At 72.6% G+C, this 19024-nt stretch carries 16 protein-coding genes; 14 read left to right on the forward strand and 2 right to left on the reverse strand.

All coding sequences use genetic code 11. From position 1 onward, the window contains the following. Positions 1 to 68 precede the first annotated feature (68 nt). A complete protein-coding gene (locus tag OG202_RS12555; RefSeq protein WP_328222745.1) occupies positions 69 to 1433 on the reverse strand; it encodes an MFS transporter in 1365 nt (454 codons plus the stop codon). A 505-nt stretch (positions 1434 to 1938) separates the two neighbouring features. Between OG202_RS12555 and OG202_RS12560 the strand changes: the two genes are divergently transcribed. From OG202_RS12560 to fabG, 14 genes are all read left to right on the forward strand, one after another. Then, positions 1939 to 2772: a class I fructose-bisphosphate aldolase family protein gene (locus OG202_RS12560; RefSeq protein WP_328222746.1), complete on the forward strand. Its 834-nt coding sequence runs from the start codon at positions 1939 to 1941 to the stop codon at positions 2770 to 2772. After that, positions 2769 to 3998, forward strand: a complete 1230-nt coding sequence (locus OG202_RS12565) for a 3-dehydroquinate synthase II family protein (protein WP_328222747.1) — start codon at positions 2769 to 2771, stop codon at positions 3996 to 3998. Before OG202_RS12560 ends, OG202_RS12565 begins: the two co-directional genes overlap by 4 nt. Positions 3999 to 4004: 6 nt before the next feature. Further along, positions 4005 to 5420 carry a class I adenylate-forming enzyme family protein gene (locus OG202_RS12570; protein ID WP_328222748.1) on the forward strand — a complete coding sequence of 472 codons (1416 nt, stop codon included), beginning with the start codon at positions 4005 to 4007 and terminating at the stop codon, positions 5418 to 5420. Positions 5421 to 5483: 63 nt separating this feature from the next. Beyond that, positions 5484 to 5768 (forward strand): acyl carrier protein, encoded by a 285-nt coding sequence (locus OG202_RS12575; RefSeq protein ID WP_234361230.1) that lies wholly within the window; start codon positions 5484 to 5486, stop codon positions 5766 to 5768. Further along, on the forward strand, positions 5765 to 6118 hold the full coding sequence (locus tag OG202_RS12580; protein ID WP_328222749.1) for an acyl carrier protein: 354 nt from the start codon (positions 5765 to 5767) through the stop codon (positions 6116 to 6118). Before OG202_RS12575 ends, OG202_RS12580 begins: the two co-directional genes overlap by 4 nt. Continuing rightward, positions 6108 to 7292, forward strand: a complete 1185-nt coding sequence (locus OG202_RS12585; RefSeq protein ID WP_326583622.1) for a beta-ketoacyl-[acyl-carrier-protein] synthase family protein — start codon at positions 6108 to 6110, stop codon at positions 7290 to 7292. Before OG202_RS12580 ends, OG202_RS12585 begins: the two co-directional genes overlap by 11 nt. Continuing rightward, positions 7289 to 8164: a hypothetical protein gene (locus OG202_RS12590; RefSeq protein WP_326583621.1), complete on the forward strand. Its 876-nt coding sequence runs from the start codon at positions 7289 to 7291 to the stop codon at positions 8162 to 8164. The genes OG202_RS12585 and OG202_RS12590 overlap by 4 nt, the downstream gene beginning before the upstream one ends. Next, positions 8151 to 9821: a class I adenylate-forming enzyme family protein gene (locus tag OG202_RS12595; RefSeq protein WP_327730275.1), complete on the forward strand. Its 1671-nt coding sequence runs from the start codon at positions 8151 to 8153 to the stop codon at positions 9819 to 9821. Before OG202_RS12590 ends, OG202_RS12595 begins: the two co-directional genes overlap by 14 nt. Beyond that, positions 9818 to 10372 carry a hypothetical protein gene (locus tag OG202_RS12600; RefSeq protein WP_326583619.1) on the forward strand — a complete coding sequence of 185 codons (555 nt, stop codon included), beginning with the start codon at positions 9818 to 9820 and terminating at the stop codon, positions 10370 to 10372. The genes OG202_RS12595 and OG202_RS12600 overlap by 4 nt, the downstream gene beginning before the upstream one ends. A gap of 3 nt (positions 10373 to 10375) precedes the next feature. Then, complete coding sequence (locus tag OG202_RS12605; protein ID WP_326583618.1) at positions 10376 to 11296, forward strand: NAD-dependent epimerase/dehydratase family protein; 921 nt, start codon at positions 10376 to 10378, stop codon at positions 11294 to 11296. Continuing rightward, positions 11293 to 13293, forward strand: coding sequence for an FAD/NAD(P)-binding protein (locus OG202_RS12610; protein ID WP_326583617.1), 2001 nt, complete (start codon positions 11293 to 11295; stop codon positions 13291 to 13293). The genes OG202_RS12605 and OG202_RS12610 overlap by 4 nt, the downstream gene beginning before the upstream one ends. Continuing rightward, positions 13290 to 14828 carry a class-II fumarase/aspartase family protein gene (locus tag OG202_RS12615; protein WP_405893232.1) on the forward strand — a complete coding sequence of 513 codons (1539 nt, stop codon included), beginning with the start codon at positions 13290 to 13292 and terminating at the stop codon, positions 14826 to 14828. Before OG202_RS12610 ends, OG202_RS12615 begins: the two co-directional genes overlap by 4 nt. Next, positions 14825 to 16426, forward strand: coding sequence for an MFS transporter (locus OG202_RS12620; protein WP_328222750.1), 1602 nt, complete (start codon positions 14825 to 14827; stop codon positions 16424 to 16426). The genes OG202_RS12615 and OG202_RS12620 overlap by 4 nt, the downstream gene beginning before the upstream one ends. Then, complete coding sequence (gene fabG / locus OG202_RS12625) at positions 16423 to 17157, forward strand: 3-oxoacyl-ACP reductase FabG (RefSeq protein WP_326583615.1); 735 nt, start codon at positions 16423 to 16425, stop codon at positions 17155 to 17157. The genes OG202_RS12620 and fabG overlap by 4 nt, the downstream gene beginning before the upstream one ends. A gap of 130 nt (positions 17158 to 17287) precedes the next feature. Here fabG and pgi read toward each other — a convergent pair whose 3' ends face one another. Beyond that, positions 17288 to 18943, reverse strand: a complete 1656-nt coding sequence (pgi, locus tag OG202_RS12630) for a glucose-6-phosphate isomerase (RefSeq protein WP_326583614.1) — start codon at positions 18941 to 18943, stop codon at positions 17288 to 17290. Positions 18944 to 19024: the final 81 nt, after the last annotated feature.

Here is a 19024-nt window from a genome sequence, read left to right on the forward strand (position 1 = left end):
GGCGTTGCGGGGCCGAAGGGGCGGCAGCCCCTGGGGAAGGGAATGGGCAGGGGCGGCGGGGGCGAACCTCAGGCCGCGAACTCCTCCTCACGGGTCTCCGGCAACGCCAGCAGGCACAGCAGACTGATCAAGCACAACCCACCCGTGTAGAACCCGAGCACCAGCGGCGACGACCACTGGCTGTTCAACCACGTGGCGACGAGCGGTGCGAAACCGCCACCCAGCGTGTTGGCCAGAATGAACGCCGCCGAAGCCCCCGTGTAGCGCAACCTCGCCGGGAACAGCTCCGCGAGGAACGCGGCCACCGGGGAGAACATCAGGGCGAGCAGCATGAGGCCCACGGTGTACGCGCCGGTGATGACGAGCGCGTTGCCCGTGCTGAGGGACGCGTACATGGGGACGGCCCACACGACGCAGCCGGCCGCACCCGTGAGCATGATCGGCCGGCGTCCGATCCGGTCGGCCAGCCGGGCGACGGGCAGGGTGATCGCTATCCCGGCCGCCGCCCCGACACTCGCGGCGGTGAGCATCGTGTTCTGCGGGATGCCGAGCGACTTCGGCCCGTAGGACAGGCTGTAGACGATCGTCAGGTAGTACACGGCCGACCCACCGATCGCCGCGCCCGTGCCGAGCAGCAGCCGGCCGGGGTGGCGCGCCACGAGCGTACCGAGCGGGAAGCGCGGCGCCGATGACTCCGGGGACGTCGCCGCCTGGGACGAGCCCTTGAACACCGGCGACTCCGACACCGTCGCCCGCACCCACAGCCCGACCACGACGAGCACCGCGCTGAGCAGGAACGGCAGGCGCCAGGCCCAGTCGGTGAAGCCGTCGCGGCCCACGATGTCGAGGGTGGGCAGGATGACGGCGCTGGAGAGCAGGAAACCCAGGGAGGGGCCGACGTTCGGGACGGCGGCGTACAGCGCCCGGCGGCCGGGCGGGGCGTGCTCGGCGGCCAGGAGCACCGCGCCGCCCCACTCGCCGCCCATGCTGACGCCCTGCAGCAGACGGAGGGTCACCAACAGGACGGGGGCGAGGAGTCCGGCGGTCTCGTAGGTCGGGAGCAGGCCGACGCCGACCGTCGCGACGCCCATGAGCAGCAGCGACGCGACCAGGGCGCGGCGGCGGCCCAGCCGGTCGCCGATCGTGCCGAAGAGCACGACGCCGAGAGGGCGGGACAGGAAGGCGGCGGCGAAGGTGAGGAACGCGGCGAGGGAGGAGACGGTCGCGTTGCCGGAGGGGAAGAACGCCGGGCCGAGGACGAGCGCGGAGGCCGTGCCGTAGACGGCGAAGTCGTAGTACTCGATCGTGGTGCCGATGAGGCTCGCGGCGGCGATCTTGGGCGCCTTGCTCGACTCGGCCGGCGGCGAGGACGGTAAGGAGACCGGTCTGGGGCCCGCGGCCTCGGCGACGGTCTCGGACGGGGATTCGGGCATGGGGGGCTCACTTCCGGTACGCCCGGACACGAATGGTCCGGGCCCAGAGGGGGACGGCCACGCATGAAACACGAACCGGAGTGCGGCTGTCACCCTAGGCCGGGAAATTCGATTCCCACAAGGAAGCTCCGGAGAAGAACGCCCGGAGGCTTCGTCGAATTGTTTCGACGGAAGAATAAGCGTCGATTACGCAGGACAACGACATTTAAAACATGTGATCCCGCTATGCGTGCGGACAGGTCGCCAAAATACGCCACGAACACCACCCTCGGGCGCCGTCAACCCGGGGATTCCTGTCAAGTAGCTGTCAATATTCATGTGTTCACTCGCATAAAAATTTGCCGATGGTCACGCCTTGCCAACTCCCGATCACGCACGGAATGCTGACGTCCGGCTGAACTTGAAAGTTCTACGACCATCGATTTTCGGACATGGAGACCGCATCGGGTTGCCGCGGTTCGACTTTTCTGAAATGCGGCCTCAGAGCCGGGAAGGCGCTTTGCCCATGCTGAAAACTGGCAAGCCATTACGTTGGAGAAGACTTTCCCTGGCCGGCGACGACCGGCACTTGCTCATACCGCTCGATCACAGCGTCTCGGACGGTCCGGTCGCCCCTCCGGGGCGGTGGGAAGACCTGTTGAAGGCACTGGTGGCCGGCGGGGCCGACGGAATCATCGTCCACAAGGGGCGGGCCCGGACACTCGCCCCGGACCTCCTCAAGAACTGCGCGCTGGTGGTGCATCTGAGCGCCAGTACGGCCTGCTCCGCCGATGTCGACGCCAAGGTGCTGGTCGGCGACGTCGAGGAGGCGGTGACGCTCGGGGCGGACGCGGTCAGCGTCCATGTGAACATCGGCTCGGACACCGAGGGGCGGCAGCTCGCCGACCTGGGCGCGGTGGCCCGCTCCTGCGACACCTGGGGCATGCCGCTGATCGCGATGGTCTACCCGCGCGGCCCCCGGATCGAGAACCCGCACGACCCCGTCCTCCTCGCGCACATCGTGAACGTCGCCGCCGACCTGGGGGCCGACATGGTGAAGACCTCCGTCGCCCTGCCGCTCGACCGCATGGCCGAGGTGGTGGCCCACAGCCCCATCCCCGTCCTCGCGGCCGGCGGACCACCGGACGGCTCCGACCTCATCGAGTACGGCACCGCCGTGATGGCCGCCGGCTGCCGGGGGCTGGCCGTCGGCCGCCGGATCTTCTCCTCCCCCTCCCCCGCCTCCCTGGTGTCCCGGCTCGCCGCCGTGGTGCACGGGCACGGCGACGACGGCATCCCCAATGACATGAGCATGGCTACCGATACCCATTACTCGACGATCGTGGCAGGTGTCGCATGAGGTTCGCGTGGATCGATCTCCGTGAAGTCCCCCGTCCGCAGCTCCAGTCGGTGGTGGACGCGGCCGTCCACGCCCGGATGGCCGGGGTGGTCTCCGCCGACGCCGACCTGCTCGGCACTCTGCCGCCGACGGTGACCCGGGTGCTGGCCACCGGAGCCCCGGCCGCGACTCCCGCGAAGAAGTCCGCCGACAAGGGCGACAAGGGCGACAAGCAAGCGAAGACCGCGGCCGACGCCGAGCCCGAGGGCAGGGGCTCCGTCGGCGCCGGATTCGACGTCCTGCTGCGAAGGTTCGGCACCCAGGACGAGCTGGACACCCTCGCCGCGGAGAACCGGGCCGCCACCCGTGCGCCCGCCACGGGGACACCGGCGACCGGCACGCCGGTCGCCGGCTTCGTCGACGTACGGGACGACCGCACACTCCAGCTGTCGTGCGTCGGCGCGATGGCACTGCCGTACACGGTGATCCACTTCGCCGATCCGACGAAGATCCCGCTGGAGATCGTGCTCGCGGCGGCCGAGTCGGCCGAGGGGCAGCTCGTGACGGTCGTCGGGGACCTGGAGGAGGCGGCCATCGTCTTCGACGTGCTCGAACGCGGTTCGGACGGCATCCTGTTCACGCCCCGTGGCGCGGACGACGTGTTCGCGCTGGCCCGGCTGCTGGAGGCGACGACACCGCAGCTGGAGCTGTCCACGCTGACCGTCGAGAGCATCCGGCACGTCGGACTCGGTGACCGGGTCTGTGTGGACACCTGCTCGCACTTCGAGGAGGACGAGGGCATCCTCGTCGGCTCGTACTCCTCCGGTTTCGTGCTCTGCTGCAGCGAGACGCACCCGCTGCCGTACATGCCGACCCGGCCGTTCCGGGTCAACGCCGGCGCCCTGCACTCGTACACACTGGGCCCCGACAACCGCACCAGCTACCTCAGCGAGGTCGGCTCCGGCAGCGCCCTGCTGGCGGTCGGCGCCGACGGCCGCACCCGGCGGGTGGTGGTCGGGCGGGCCAAGCTGGAGTCCCGGCCGCTCCTGGAGATCCGCACGCACGCGGAGGACGGGCGGCTGGTCAGCCTCACCGTGCAGGACGACTGGCATGTGCGGGTGCTCGGCCCTGGCGGCAAGGTCCTCAATGTCACCGAGCTGCGGACCGGTGACGAGCTGCTCGGCTATCTGGCCCAGGACAAGCGCCATGTGGGCCTGCCCATCGGCGAGTTCTGCAAGGAGGTCTGAGGCCTCATGGGCGAACTCGTGGCGGCCGCGGCCGGCGAGGACGGGATGGGCGTCCTGGTCCAGCGGCTGTTCGACGCGCGGGACGACGGCCTGCCCTATCTGACGCATCAGCGGGAGACCGTCACCCGCGGGGAGTTACGGGAGCGCGTGGCCAAGCAGGCCGCCGTGTTCGCCGGTTACGACATCGGGCCCGGCAGCACGGTCGGACTGCGGACGCCGCCCAGCTTCACCCAGGTCGAGGTGCTCCTCGCGCTGTGGCGGCTGGGCGCGCAGGTGATGCTGTTCGACTTCCGGCTGAAGCCCGCCGAGGTGGACGTGCTCTGCGCCACCTGCAGGCCGCAGTTCATGGTCCGGGCCGGGTCCAACGTCCGGGCGGCCTTCGGCTTCCGGCCCGAGTACGAGGTCGCCACCGAGTGCCGCAGGGCCGGGCGGCCTGCCGCCGGAGACCATCGGCTGGTCCAGTTCAGTTCGGGCTCCACCGGGCGGCCGAAGGTGATCGGCAGGACCGCCGGGTCGATCGCCGCCGAGGTCGAGTCGTTCGCGGCGGTCCCCGGTATGCCGGGCGAGGGCGACCGGCTGCTGCTGCTCAGCTCGACGGCGCACAGCTTCGGGCTGCTCGGCGGGCTGCTGCACTCACTGGCGGCCGGAGTCCGCGTCGTCTTCGCGCCCCGGGTCTCGGCCCGCGACATCCTGCGGACCTCGGTCGACCACCGGATCACCACCCTGTTCGGGGTGCCGATGCACTACGAGCTGCTCGCCGCCGCCCTCGATCCGCCCGAGCTGCCCGCACTGCGGACCGCCGTCTCCGGCGGCGAGCTGATGCCCCCCGAGGTCGCCGCGCGGTTCGTCGAACGGTACGGCGTCACGGTCGGCGAGGCCTACGGCACCACCGAGACCGGCATCGTCGCCATCGACGTCGGCGGCACGCTCCGGCCCTCGGTCGGGCGGCCCGCGCCGGGAGTGGTCGTCCGGGAACACAAGGGCGAACTGGACGTCGCGCTCGCCGAGTCGCCGTATCTCTTCGACTCGGGCGGCACCCAGTACGCGGACGGCTGGCTGCACACCCGTGACCGGGCCACGGTCGGCGCCGACGGCACGGTCACCGTGGGCGGCCGCGCCGACTCCCTCGTCGTCATCGGCGGCCTCAAGGTCGACCTGACCGAGGTCGAGCACGTCCTGCGGGCGCACCCGGCCGTCGAACAGGCGGTCCTGGTCCACGAGGACGTCACCGAGGCGTACGTGGCGGTCGCCGCCGGGGCCGGGAGCCCGTCGGCGGAGGAGCTGCTGCGCTGGTGCCGGGAGCGGCTGGCCGACTACAAACTGCCCCGCGTGATCCGGCTGCTGGAGGCCCTGCCCCGTACGTCGAACGGGAAGCTGGTGCGCCAGGCGGCGACCCTTCAGGCGGCGGCGAGCGGCGCCTAGCCGCTCGCCGGGCGGCCCCCGTCCGACTTTTCGCATGACCCTCGCACGACATTCCCCATGGAGATGGCGATCATGAGCACGTCCACCCTGGACAACGAGATCCGCGAGTTCGTCCTGACCACGGTCATCGACGAGATGAACATCCTGCTGAGCCGTGACGGCATCACGGACGAGAGCCCGGTGACCGTCGGCGGCCTGGAGCTGGACTCCCTGAGTCTGATCGAGCTGACGCTGCGGCTGGAGTCGCGGTTCGGCGTGGAGATCCCGGACACCGACATCGAGCCGCTGGCTTCCCTGACCCTCGGCGGGCTCGTCACCGAGGTCGTCGGGCGCGGGGCGAAGGCATGAGCGCGGAAGCCTCCGCGCCGTCCGTCACGGAGGTGTCCACCGTCACGGAGGTGTCCGCCGTCACGGAGGCGTCCGTGCCGTCCGTCATCACCATCGCCACCGTCCGGGAACTGCTGTCCGACCGCAAGATCTTCCCCGGTGTCCCGGACGACCTCGGCGACGACGCCGAACTGGTCCTGGACTCCCTGGGGTTGGTGTGGCTGCTGCATGTGGTGGAGGAGCGGTACGGCCTGGTGGTGGAACCCGGCGACGAGGACATCGCGGGCCTGACCTCGCTCCGACGGCTCACCGAGTTCCTGGGCGCGGCCGGGGCGGGTGCGGCGGACGGGGGTGGCCGCGTTGAGCGCTGACGTGACGGTGACCGGCTTCGGCGTACGCACCGCCTTCGGCACGGGCGCGGACGCCCTCCGGCGCGGTGTCTTCGCCGGTGTCCCCTCCTTCGTCCCCACCTCCCGCTTCGACACCGGCCCGTACCGTACGCCGATGGCCGGCGCCGCCCCGGACGGCCCCGACGCGGTCGAGGGCTGGGCCCTGCGTCACGCCCTCGACCAATGCGGCGGGGAGGCCCTCGACATGGCGGGCCTGCCCCGGGGCACCGAGGCGGCGGTCCTGCTGGGCATCGCGGGCGACTGCACGAGCATCACCCGGTACTGGCGGGAGGCGGCGGAGCCCGGTCGTGACACCGAGGGGTCGGCGGCCCTTCTCGCCGACGCCGTCCCCGCGCACCTCGCCGAGTCGCTCGCCGCGGGCCTCGCCCTGACCGGACCCCGGCTCACCTTCACCAACGCCTGTGTGGCCTCCGCCGCCGCGATCATCCATGCCTGCCGGCTGATCTCGTCCGGCCGGATCGACGTGGCGGTGTGTGCCGGCGGCTATCTCGTGGAGGAGGAGACGTTCGGGAAGTTCGACTCGGGGCGGGCGCTGTCCCGTGACGGCATGGTGCGGCCGTTCAGCGCCGACCGTACCGGGCTGCTGCTCGGCGACGGGGTCGCGGCCGTGGTGCTGGAGTCCGCCGGGCACGCGCGGCGGCGCGGGGCCCGGCCGCTGGCGGGCGTGACCGGCTGGGGCGCGGCCACCGACGCCCACCACATCGCCCAGCCGCACCCGGAGGGCGTCGGCCTGGCCCGCGCGGCCCGGCAGGCGCTGCGGCTGGCCGGGGACCCCGACGGGTCGGGCCTCGGTTATGTCAACGCCCATGGCACCGGCACCAAGTACAACGACGGCGCCGAGACCCGGGGGCTGCGCGCCGCCCTCCCGGAGCGGGCCGAGTCGGTCCCGGTCAGCTCCACCAAGAGCACCACCGGCCATCTCCTGGAGGCGGCCGGAGTCGTGGAGTTCGTGATCACGATGCTGGCCCTCATGGACGGTGTACTGCCGCCGACCGCCAACCTCACACGGGCGGACCCGGAGTGCGACCTCGACTACGTGCCGAACCGGCCCCGGCAGGCCGACCTCCGCCGGGCCCTGACCATCAACGCCGCCTTCGGGGGCGCCAACACCGCACTCGTCCTGGAGCGGCCGTGACGACGACGGAGAACACACGGACGACGGACCCCGCGCACACCCCCGCGCCGGCCGAGAAGGCACCCCTCCGTTCGCCGCTCGGCGTCCTCACCACCGCCTCCGCGACCCACGGCACCGGGCGGGACACCGACATCCCGCTGCCGCGGCTGCCGGGGTTCGTGGAGTCGGCGTTCAGCCCGGTGGCGTACGAGGTCGCCGCACGGTGTCTGACCGAGCGGCCCGGGCTCGGTTCCCGTACGGCCGTCGCGCTGGCGAGCCTGATGGGCGACACCACCACGGCCGATCTGGCGAGCCGGCGGGTGGTGTCCGGGCGGGTCCACAACCCGCTGCTGTTCATGCAGGCCACCGCCAACTCCGTGCTGGGGCACATCAGCCGGGAGTTCGGGATCACCGGGCAGATGTTCAGCCTTTCCACCCTCGACGACCCGGTGACCGAACTGCTGGCCATGGCGGACCTCCTCCTGGAGGACCCGGAGCTGGACCAGGTCCTGGTGATGGGCGTGGAACTGGGCGGTGGCGAACGGCTGGCCGCCGTGCACCGGGAACTCTCCGCCGGCACCGGCCGTCCGGCACAGGACCTCCCCGGATCCGCCGCCCTGGCGGTGGCCGTCCTGCTGGGCCGTCCGGGTGCCGACGCGCTCGTGACCGTCCGGTCGACGCGGACGTACGACGGCGAGCGGCCGGTGGCCTCCCCGCACCCCGGCAGTGTCCAGGGCCTGTTCGACCTGGCCGCCGCCCACCGGCGGCTGCTGCGGGACGGCGGCACCCACCTCCTGGTCACCGGGCCCCGGGCGCCCGCCTTCCTCCTCGGCGCCGAACGGCTCCCGGAACCAACGGAAAGAGACGAGACGGAGACCCATGCTCATCAGTAGGCAGGAGCGGGCGCGGATCTGTTCCGACACCGAACTCGGCGCCGGCAACATCCTGGGCCGCCTGCGCGCGTACGAACGCCCGCTCGACGAGCCGGTGTTGCGGACCGACGGCACCTGGCGGGCCCCCGACGGCAGCCGCCCCGAGGTGCTGACGCTCGGGCAGCTGTACGAGACGGTCGAGACGTACGCGGGCTGGTACGCGGCCCGGGGTGTGCGGCCCCGCGACCCGGTGGCCGTCCACTCCTTCTCGGCCGCCGAGTTCGCGGTGAACTTCCTGGCGCTGACGTCACTCGGCGCCGTCCCGTCGTTCGTCAACGGCAATCTGTCCCCGGAGATCGCGCGGGAGTACGTGCGCCGGCAGGGCGCGGTGGGCGCCTTCACCGACGAGGCGCACCGCGCGGTGCTGACCGGGGACCCGGAGATCGGGCTCGGCTTCTGTGTGACCGCCGACGAGATCCGGCCGGAGCACCGCGCGTCGCTCCCGCCGTCGTACCCCTACCGGCACGACCCGACCGACCCGGTACTCATCTCGCACTCCTCCGGCACCACCGGCCTGCCCAAGGGCGTGCCGCACACGCACCGGACGCTGATGTACGCCCAGTTGCACCGGCTGCGCTTCTCCACCGGCGCCGACATGGAGCGCACGCTGGTGGGACTGCCCGGCGCGCACAACGCGATGGTGGCGACGCTGCTGTACTGCCTGCTGCTGCGCACGGACATCAAGCTGCTCTCCAGCCAGCGCGGCCCGGATGTGCTGGACGCCGTCGAGGAGTTCCGGCCGACGACCGTGCTGGCCTTCGCCGGGACCTTCGGCGAGATGGCGGCGGAGGATCTGACGGCGCGTGATCTGTCCAGCGTGCAGGTGTGGTTCAACACCGGGGACGCGGCGCACGAGGCGCACATCCGGGCGCTCGTGCGGCACGGGAGCCGCCTGGAGATCCGGCGCGACCTGAGCCGTGTCCGGGTCGACGGCTCGGTCTTCGTGGATGGGCTCGGTTCGTCGGAGGCCGGCTACTCCGTCTTCCACAACCGGCACACCAAGGACACCTCGGCCTACTCCCGCCGTGTCGGCAAGCCGATCAGCTTCGCCGAGGCCGCGGTGCTGGCCGAGGACGGCACCCCGCTGCCGCCCGGGCAGATCGGCCGCCTGGGCCTGAAGTCGCCCACGCTCACGCCCGGTTACTGGAACGACTCGCTGACCTGGAACCGGATGCGGCTCGGCGGCTACTGGCTGACCGGCGACCTCGCCCACCAGGACGAGGAGGGCAACTTCTACCACCTCGACCGGGTTCCGGACGCCGTCCGTACCCGCGCCGGGATCGTCTTCAGCACCCGCACCGAGGAACTGCTCCTGGCCGAACTGCCCGAGCTGGCCGACTGCACGGTCGTCGGCGTCGCCCCCAACGGCGTACGCGCGGACTGGGACGGCGACGGCGAGGCGGAGGCGTACGCGCTGCTCCAGTTCGTCGACGAGCCGAGCGGGAGCGATGACGAGGCGTGGACCGGGTGTGTCAACGCGGTACTGACGACGGCCGGGTTCCCGCCGGTGGCCCGCGCCCTGCGGATGAAGCCCGACGACGTGGCCAAGGGCGCCACCGGCAAGGTTCTCAAACGAGTGATGCGCGACCGGTTCGCCGCCAAGGAGCGACAGGCATGACCACGAGCACCGACGCCGACGGCGTCAATCACCGCGCCCGCGCGAGTGAGGCGTACCGGCTGTGGTGGCAGCACGACGCCAACTGGTACCAGGGGGTGGCCGCGCGGTTCGGGCAGGAGGCCGCGAACGAGATCAACGCGGAGGCGATGGGGAAGGTCGCCCTGCACGTCGGGCAGCGGGTCTCCCGGCTGTACGGCCCGCTCCCGGACACCGGCGACGGCCGCAAGGACCTGGAGGAGCTGCGCCGCCGCTACGACGACTGCGGCGACCGGATGTTCCCGCCGGAGCTGCGCAACGCCTCCACCGAGGTCGAGGACGACGATCTGATCGTCCTCACCCTGCGGCGGAACTTCGCGATCACCATGGTCCGGATGGCCGGTTCGCTGGAGGGCTACCGCTGCCCGTGTACGGCCATCCACGCCGGCTGGTCCGAGGGGCTGGGCGTGGCGCTGACGGAGAACCGCGCCGAGAGCTGTCTGCGGGAGGGCGACAAGGCGTGCCGGCTGCTGATGCGGGTCGCGACCCCGGTCACCGCCGACGGGGAGGGCTGAGACATGCGCGTACTCGTCGCCGGGGCCACCGGAGTGGTCGGGCATCCGCTGGTGGGCGCGCTGCGGGCGCGGGGCCACCGGGTGAGCGCGCTGGTACGGCAGGGGTCCCGGGGCCGGGCCCCCGAGGCGGACGAGGTCGTGGTCGCCGACGCCCTCGACCGCGACGCCGTGCTCGCGGCGGTGTCGGCGGCCCGGCCCGAGGTGGTCGTCCACCAGATGTCGGCGCTGCGGCTGCTGCGCGACGACCCGCCGGGAGCCTTCGCCCTCACCGCGCGGCTGCGCACCGAGGGCACCGCCCATCTGATCGAGGCGGCCCGCGCGGCCGGTGCCCGCCGACTGGTCGCCCAGTCCATCGCCTTCGCCGCGGCCCCGGCGGGCGACCCGGTCCTCGACGAGGACGCGCCCCTGTACGTGGACGCGCCCGACCTCGGCTGGGCCTCGACCGTACAGGCCGTCGCCGAGCTGGAACGGCAGGTGACGCACAGCGGCCTGGAGGGCGTGGTGCTGCGCTACGGCACGCTGTACGGCCCCCGTACCGCGTACGCCCGCACAGGCGGAACCGCCCAGTCCGTGCTGGCCGGACGGCTCCCGCTGCCGGGCGGTGGGGCCGGAATCATGTCGTTCCTGCACGTCGAGGACGCCGTGGGGGCGGCCGTGGCGGGCGTCGAGTCCGAGGCCACCGGGGTGTTCCACGTGACGGACGACGACCCGGCCCCCGCCGCGCAGTGGCTGCCGCACCTGGCCCGCATGCTCGCCGCCCCCTCCCCGCGCACGGTCCCCGCGGCCCTCGCGCCCCGGCTCCTCGGCTGGTTCATGGCCCACCAGTTGATGTCCGCGCACGGCGCGGCCAACGACCGGGCCCGTACGGCACTGGGCTGGAAGCCGGCCAGACCGAGCTGGCGCGACGGGCTGGGCCAGGAATGACCGGTGCCGACGACACCCTCGCCGTCTGTGTGATCGGCGCCGGTCCGCGTGGCCTCTCCGTACTGGAGCGGATTCGCGCCAACGCCGGCGGGACCTTACGGCCGGTCGAGGTCCACCTCGTCGATCCGTACCCGCCGGGCGCGGGCGCGGTCTGGCGTACGGACCAGCCGGGCGAGCTGCTGATGAACACGGTCGCCTCCCAGGTGACCCTGTTCGCCGACGACAGCGTCGACTGCGCGGGACCGTCGGTGCCGGGACCCAGCCTGTACGAGTGGGCGTGTGCGGTCCGCGACCGGGCCATCGACCAGGACCTGCCCGCGCGGGCCGTGGACGAGGCGCGGCGGCTCGGCCCCGACACCTATCCGACCCGCGCGTTCCACGGCCACTACCTGGAGTGGGTCTTCCGGCACCTGTTACGCACGGCCCCCGCCCATCTGACGGTCCACACCCACCGGACGACGGCGGTCGCGCTGGACGACGACGTTCCGGGCGGGCCGCAGACCGTGACCCTGGCGAACGGCGACCGGCTGGCCGGGCTGGACGCGGTGGTGCTGGCCCTCGGCCACGGCGACCTGACCCCGTCGCCGGAGGAACGCGCGCTGCGCTCCTTCGCCGACCGCCACGGCCTCACCTACGTGGCCCCGGCCAACCCGGCCGACACCGACCTGAGCGGTATCGCGCCGGGCGCCCCGGTCGCCCTGCGCGGACTGGGCCTGAACTTCTTCGACTGCCTGGCCCTCCTCACCGAGGGCCGCGGCGGTACGTTCAAGGAGGGCCAGTCCGGTCTCGTCTACCTCCCGAGCGGCAACGAGCCCGTGCTGTACGCCGGTTCGCGGCGCGGCGTCCCATACCACGCCCGGGGCGAGAACGAGAAGGGCGCGCTCGGCCGCCACGAGCCGCGCTTCCTGACCCCGGACGTCATCGCGGAACTGCGGCGCCGCGTGGCCGGAGGGCGCTCCCTCGGCTTCCGCCACGACCTCTGGCCGCTCGTCGACCGTGAGATACGGACCGTCCATCACGAGGCGTGGATCCGTGCCGCCCGAGGACCGGAGGCGGCCGAGGAGTTCGTACGGTCGTGCCTGGTGGGTGAGGACGGGGAGGAGACGGCCCTGCTCGACCGCCACGCCGTCCCGCCCGCCGAGCGATGGGACTGGACGCGGATCGAACTCCCTTACGGCGAGCGGAAGTTCATCGACCGCGCCGACTTCCGGCACTGGCTGCTGACCTACCTGCGCCGCGATGTCACCGAGGCCCGCCTCGGCAATGTGAACGGACCGCTGAAGGCCGCGCTGGACGCCCTGCGGGATCTGCGCAACGAGATCCGGCTCGTCGTCGACCACGGCGGAGTCTCCGGTGAGTCGTACCGCGCCGAACTCGACGGCTGGTACACCCCGTTGAACGCCTTCACCTCGATCGGCCCGCCCGCCTTCCGGATCGAGCAGCTGATCGCGCTGATCGAGGCGGACGTGCTGCATGTCCTCGGCCCGGGGATGCGGGTACGGGCCTGGGCGCCCGGCGGTGACACCGAGGAGGGCATCGGTGAAGGGGACATCGGCGAAGGGGGCGTCGGCAAAGGGGGTTTCCTCGTGGACGCGGAGCTGGTGGACGAACCCCCGGTCCGGGTCGAGGCCCTGATCGAGGCACGGCTGCCCGCCGTCGATCTGCGGCGGAGCGCCAACCCCTTGCTGCGGGCGCTGTTCGGGGCCGGTGCGTGCGCACCGTACCGGCTGGGGGGCGACGCGGGCCACGAGCCCGGCGGGCTGGCGGTGACCGACGGCGCGCCCCGGCTGGTGGACGCGGCGGGCCGGCCGCACCCGCGCCGGTTCGCCTTCGGGGTGCCGGTGGAGGGCGTGCGCTGGGTGACGGCGGTCGGCATCCGGCCGGGCGTCGGCTCGGTGACGCTGGAGGACGCGGACGCGATCGCGCGGGCCGCCCTGGGGCTGGGGCCGGGCCCAGCCGCACGTCGGACATCAGGCACAGGGAGTCGGGAAACGTGAACGCGATGTCCGTGGGCACCGACGCGGGCCTGCTCGCCCCCACCTGGGCCGGTACGCCCGTCGCGGCCGAGGTGACCGACGAGGCGTGGCTGCAGGCCATGCTGGACGTCGAGGTGGCGCTGGCCCGGGCCCAGCACGCGGTCGGGCTGACTCCGGCCACGGCGGTGGAGGCGATCGCCTCGGCGGCCCGGGTGGAACACCTCGACCTGGTCGCCCTGGCGCACGCGGCCCGGGCCACCGCGAATCCGGTGGTCGCACTGGTGACCGCCTTCACGGAGGTCGTCGCCTCGGGGGATCCGGCCGCCGCGGAGTATGTGCACCGCGGGTCCACCAGTCAGGACATCCTCGACTCGGCGGCCATGGTGATCGCGCGCCGGGTGCTCGGCCTGATCGCCGCGGATCTGTCGCGGGTCGGTGCGGCCCTCGCGTCCGTGGCCGACACCCATCGCGGCACCGTCCTGGCCGGGCGCACCCTCGCCCAGCACGCCGTGCCGACGACCTTCGGTCTGAAGGCCGCCGGGTGGCTGGAGCTGGTGGTCGACGCGTCGGTCCGGGTGCGGGCGGTGGCGTCGGGGCTTCCGGCCCAACTGGGGGGAGCGGCGGGGACGTTGGCCGCGTATCGGGAGTACGCCGTGGTGGATCGCAGGGCCTCGGATGTGGATGTCCGCGGGCCGGTGAGGGCTGATCGCGCCCGCGCGGCGGAGCCGCGAGTGTCACAGCCCCGCGTCCCTGAAGGGGCGCGACAGCGAGCCGGAAGCGACAGTGACGGCGGACTGGAGCTGCTCGGCCCCTTCTCCGCCGCCCTCGGCCTCGCCGAGCCCACCCTCCCCTGGCACACCGTCCGTACCCCCGTCGCCGAACTCGGGGCCGTGCTCCAGCTGGTCACCGGGGCGCTCGGGAAGTTCGCGCTCGATGTGCAGACGCTGTCCCGTACGGAGATCGGCGAGGTGTCCGAGCCTGCCGGGGTCGGGCGCGGTGCCTCCTCGGCCATGCCGCAGAAGCGGAACCCCGCGCTGGCCACGCTGATCGTGTCGGCCGCCCGGCAGGTCCCCGCGCACGCGCTCGTGCTGGCGCAGTGTCTGCTCGCCGAGGACGAACGGCCCGCCGGGGCGTGGCACGCCGAGTGGCAGCCGCTGCGGGAGGCGTTGCGGCTGGCGGGCGGCGCCGCGCACACCGCCGTCGAGCTCGCGGAGGGGCTGATCGTCCACCCGGAACGCATGCGGGCCAACCTCGACCTGACCGGCGGTGCCATCGTCACCGAACGGCTGGCCGTGGCCCTGGCCCCGATGCTCGGCAAGGTCCGCGCGAAGAAGCTCCTGACCAGCGCCTCCGCCGAGGCCGCCGACACCGGCCGCCCCCTTGGTGAGGTGCTGTCCGCCGACCCGGAACTGTCCGCCCGGTTCACCCCCGCCGAGCTGTCGGAGCTGCTCGACCCGGCCCACTACACGGGTGCGGCCCACACACTGATCGACCGGGCGCTGCACAGATACGAAGACGCGCGCGGCCACGACGAGAACAACGGAGGCACGCTGTGAGCACCGTGAGCCGGACGCCCGAGGACCCGGCCGCCGCACCCACCCGCTCCTGGCCCGTCCTCGTGGTCGTGGTCTGCGCGCAGATGCTGATCTGGCTGGACACCTCGATCCTCAATGTCGCCGTCACCACGCTCGCCGACCCGGTGGAGGGCCTGGGCGCGAGCCCCGGCGAACTGGAGTGGGTGGCGAGCGCCTACACCCTGGTCGTCGCCGGCACCCTCTTCGCGGGCGGCGCGCTCGCCGACCGTTTCGGCCCCCGGAACACGCTCCTCGCCGGACTCGCGCTGATCGGAGTGGCCTCCGGCGCGGGTGCGTTCGTGGACAGCCCGGCGTGGCTGATCGTGGCGAGGGCCTTCATGGGGGCGGGCAGCGGCCTGTTGATGCCGGCGACGCTGACCGTCATCGTGCAGAGCACCCCGGAGGAGAAACGCACCCGGGCGATCGCGATCTGGAGCTCGTCGAGCGGTCTCGGCGTGGCCATCGGCCCCGTCGCGGGCGGCGCGCTGCTCAGCCACTTCTGGTGGGGCTCGGTGTTCCTGGTCAACGTCCCGATCGTCGCCCTGTGTCTGCTGGCCGTCGTGGCGGTCGTCCCCGACCTGGGCGGTTCCCGCCGCCGCGTGCTCGACCTGCGGGGCCTCGCCCTGTCGGTGCTCGGGCTGGGCGGTGTGGTCTACGGCATCATCGAACTCGGCGGCGGCCGCACCTGGTACGGCCCCCACGTGCTGCTGCCGCTGCTGCTGGGCGGTGTCGTGCTGGGCGTCTTCGTCGCCGGCCAGCGCAGGTCCAGGGCGCCCAGCCTGGACCTGCGGCTCTTCCGGCAGCCCGGCTTCACGGCCGGCAGCGTGGTCCTGCTGATCGCCTTCATGGCGCTGGCCGGCCACCTGTTCTATGCGGCCTTCTATCTCCAGGGCCCCCGAGGCCTCTCCCCCGCCGACGCCGGCACCGTCATGATCGCCGCCGCGGTCGGCATCGTCCTGGGCAGCCAGGCCTCCCCGGCGCTGAGCCGCCTGCTGTCGGCCCGCTGGACGGTCGCGTCCGGCGTCCTGGCCACCGCCGCCACCTACGTCGCCTACGCCTGGCTCGACGGGCGGACCCCCCTCTGGGTCGTCGCCGCGCTGCTGTGGATCCAGGGATTCGGCATGGGACTGGTCGGCACCCCGGTCACGGCCGTGATGATGCGCGGGGTGCCGCCGCAGCTGGCGGGCGCCGGCGCCGCCGTCAACAGCGTCACCCGCCAGGTCGGCGGCACCCTCGGTGTGGCGATGGCCGGCTCGATCCTCTCGGCCGTCTACCGGGACCGGATGGCCGACGCCGAACTCCCCGGCACCGCACAGGGCCTGTCGCCGGCCGCCGAGGAACTGGCCCGTACCTCCGCCGAAGCCGCCCGTTCCCTGGCCGATTCCCTGCGCCTGCCCGAACTGGCGACCACGGCCGACCGCGCCTTCCTCGACGCCATGTACGCCGCCACGCTCGCCGTCGCCGCCCTCGCCCTCCTCGGCTGTGTGGTGGCGGTCGTGGGCCTGCGCACCCGTGGGGCGCCCGAAAGCCCGGAGCACGCAAGGCCGTTGGACGCGGCAGGGAAGGGGAACGCACGATGACACAGCCCACGCTCCCCCAGCAGGCCGCGGCCCGTTCGGTCTTCGTCACCGGCGGGAACAGGGGCATCGGGCTGGCCATTGCCCGCCGTTTCGCTGCTGCCGGGGACCGGGTCACGGTCACCCACCGGGGCACCGAGCCCGCGGCCTCCGAGGGATTCCTCGCCGTTCGGTGCGATGTGACGGACAGCGGGCAGGTCGACCGGGCCTTCCAGGAGGCCGAGGCGGCCCACGGCCCGGTCACCGTGCTGGTCGCGTGCGCGGGCGCCGCCCAGGACCGGCTGCTGGTGCGGATGACCGAGGCGGACTTCACCTCCGTCATCGACACCAACCTCACCGGAGCCTTCCGCGTCGCCCAGCGCGCGGTGCGCGGCATGCTCCGGGCGGGCCACGGCCGTATCGTCCTGATCTCCTCCACGGCCGCCCTGCACGGCGCCCCCGGCCAGACCAACTACGCGGCGGCGAAGGCCGGCCTCGTCGGCTTCGCCCGCTCCCTCACCCGGGAACTCGGCGCCCGCGACATCACCTGCAACGTCGTCGCCCCCGGCCTCACCGAGACCGACATGAGCCGCGCCCTCACCGCGGACCAGCGGCGCGAACTGCTGCGCGCCACGCCCGCCGGACGCCTGGGCCGCCCCGAGGAGGTCGCCGACGCGGTGGCCTTCCTGGCCGCCGCCGGTTATGTACGCGGCGCCGTGATCCCGGTCGACGGGGGCGCCGGGCTGGGGCACTGAGATCCGGCGAGACCCCGGCCAGCGCGGAGACGGAGATCCCGCGGTGCCCGGGCGGCCGGGCGGCCGGGCCACCGGGACCGGGTGGGGAAGCGGACGTCGCGCGGTCGCCCGTTTCCCCGCCCCCGCGGGACTACCGTCGCCCGCGCAGCGCCCGGTACTTGGCGACCAGCGCCTTCGTCGACCCGTCCAGCCCCGGCACCTCGGCCCCCTCCGTGAGCGCCGGCTCGACGCGCTTGGCGAGGACCTTGCCCAGCTCGACGCCCCACTGGTCGAAGGAGTCGATGTTCCAGACGGCACCCTGGACGAACACCTTGTGCTCGTACAGCGCGATCAGCTGGCCGAGGACCGACGGGGTCAGTTCCTTCGCCAGGATCGTGGTCGTCGGGTGGTTTCCCTGGAACGTCTTGTGCGGCACCAGTTCCTCCGGTGCCCCCTCCGCCCGTACCTCGTCCGGCGTCTTGCCGAAGGCCAGCGCCTGGGTCTGGGCGAAGAAGTTGGCCATGAGAAGGTCGTGCTGGGCCTTGAGCGTCTCGCCGAGCTCGGCGACCGGCTCGGCGAAGCCGATGAAGTCCGCCGGGATCAGCTTCGTGCCCTGGTGGATCAACTGGTAGTACGCGTGCTGCCCGTTCGTCCCCGGCGTGCCCCACACCACCGGCCCGGTCTGCCACTCCACCGGCACCCCGTCCCGGCCCACGTACTTGCCGTTGGACTCCATGTCCAGTTGCTGCAGGTAGGCCGTGAACTTGGACAGGTAGTGGCTGTAGGGCAGCACCGCGTGCGACTGCGCGTCGTGGAAGTTGCCGTACCAGATCCCCAACAGGCCCAGCAGAAGCGGCACATTGGACTCGGCGGGCGCCGTACGGAAGTGCTCGTCGACCAGGTGGAACCCGTCGAGCATCTCCCGGAAGCGGTCCGGGCCGATCGCGATCATCAGCGACAGGCCGATGGCCGAGTCGTACGAGTAGCGTCCGCCGACCCAGTCCCAGAACTCGAACATGTTGGCCGTGTCGATGCCGAAGTCCGACACCTTCTCGGAGTTCGTCGACAGCGCCACGAAGTGCTTGGCGACGGCCTCGGAGCCCGCCTTCAGCTCGGTGAGCAGCCAGTCGCGCGCGGACGTCGCGTTGGTGATCGTCTCGATGGTGGTGAACGTCTTCGAGGCGATGACGAAGAGCGTCTCGGCCGCGTCCAGGTCCCGTACCGCCTCGTGCAGGTCGGCCCCGTCCACGTTCGACACGAAGCGGACGGTGAGATCGCGGTCGGTGAAGGAGCGCAGTACCTCGTACGCCATCGCCGGGCCCAGGTCGGAGCCGCCGATGCCGACGTTCACGATGTTCTTGATGCGTCGGCCGGTGTGTCCGGTCCATTCGCCGGAGCGGATGCGCTCGGCGAAGCCGGCCATCTTGTCGAGCACCTCGTGGACACCCGGCACCACGTTCGCGCCGTCGACCTCGATCACCGCGTCGCGCGGGGCGCGCAACGCGGTGTGCAGGACGGCGCGGTCCTCGGTGGTGTTGATCTTCTCGCCGCGGAACATGGCGTCCCGCAGCCCGAACACGTCGGTCGCGGCGGCCAGCTCGCGCAGCAGCCGCAGCGTCTCGTCGGTGACCAGATGCTTGGAGTAGTCGACGTGCAGGTCGCCGACCTCCAGCGTGTACCCGGCACCGCGCCCCGGGTCGGCCGCGAACAGCTCGCGCAGCTGGACATCACCCTGCTGCTCCCGGTGCTCGGCCAGCGCGGTCCACTCGGGCGTCTGGTTGAGCCTCGTACGGCTTCGTGCGTTCATCTCGGACTTCAGCCTTCTTTCCTACCTGGTCCTGCGTACGAAGCGGTGCCGGGGAGAGACGGACACGCCCCTCCCCGGGGC

The organism is Streptomyces sp. NBC_00310 (assembly GCF_036208085.1).
Lineage (GTDB): Bacteria > Actinomycetota > Actinomycetes > Streptomycetales > Streptomycetaceae > Streptomyces.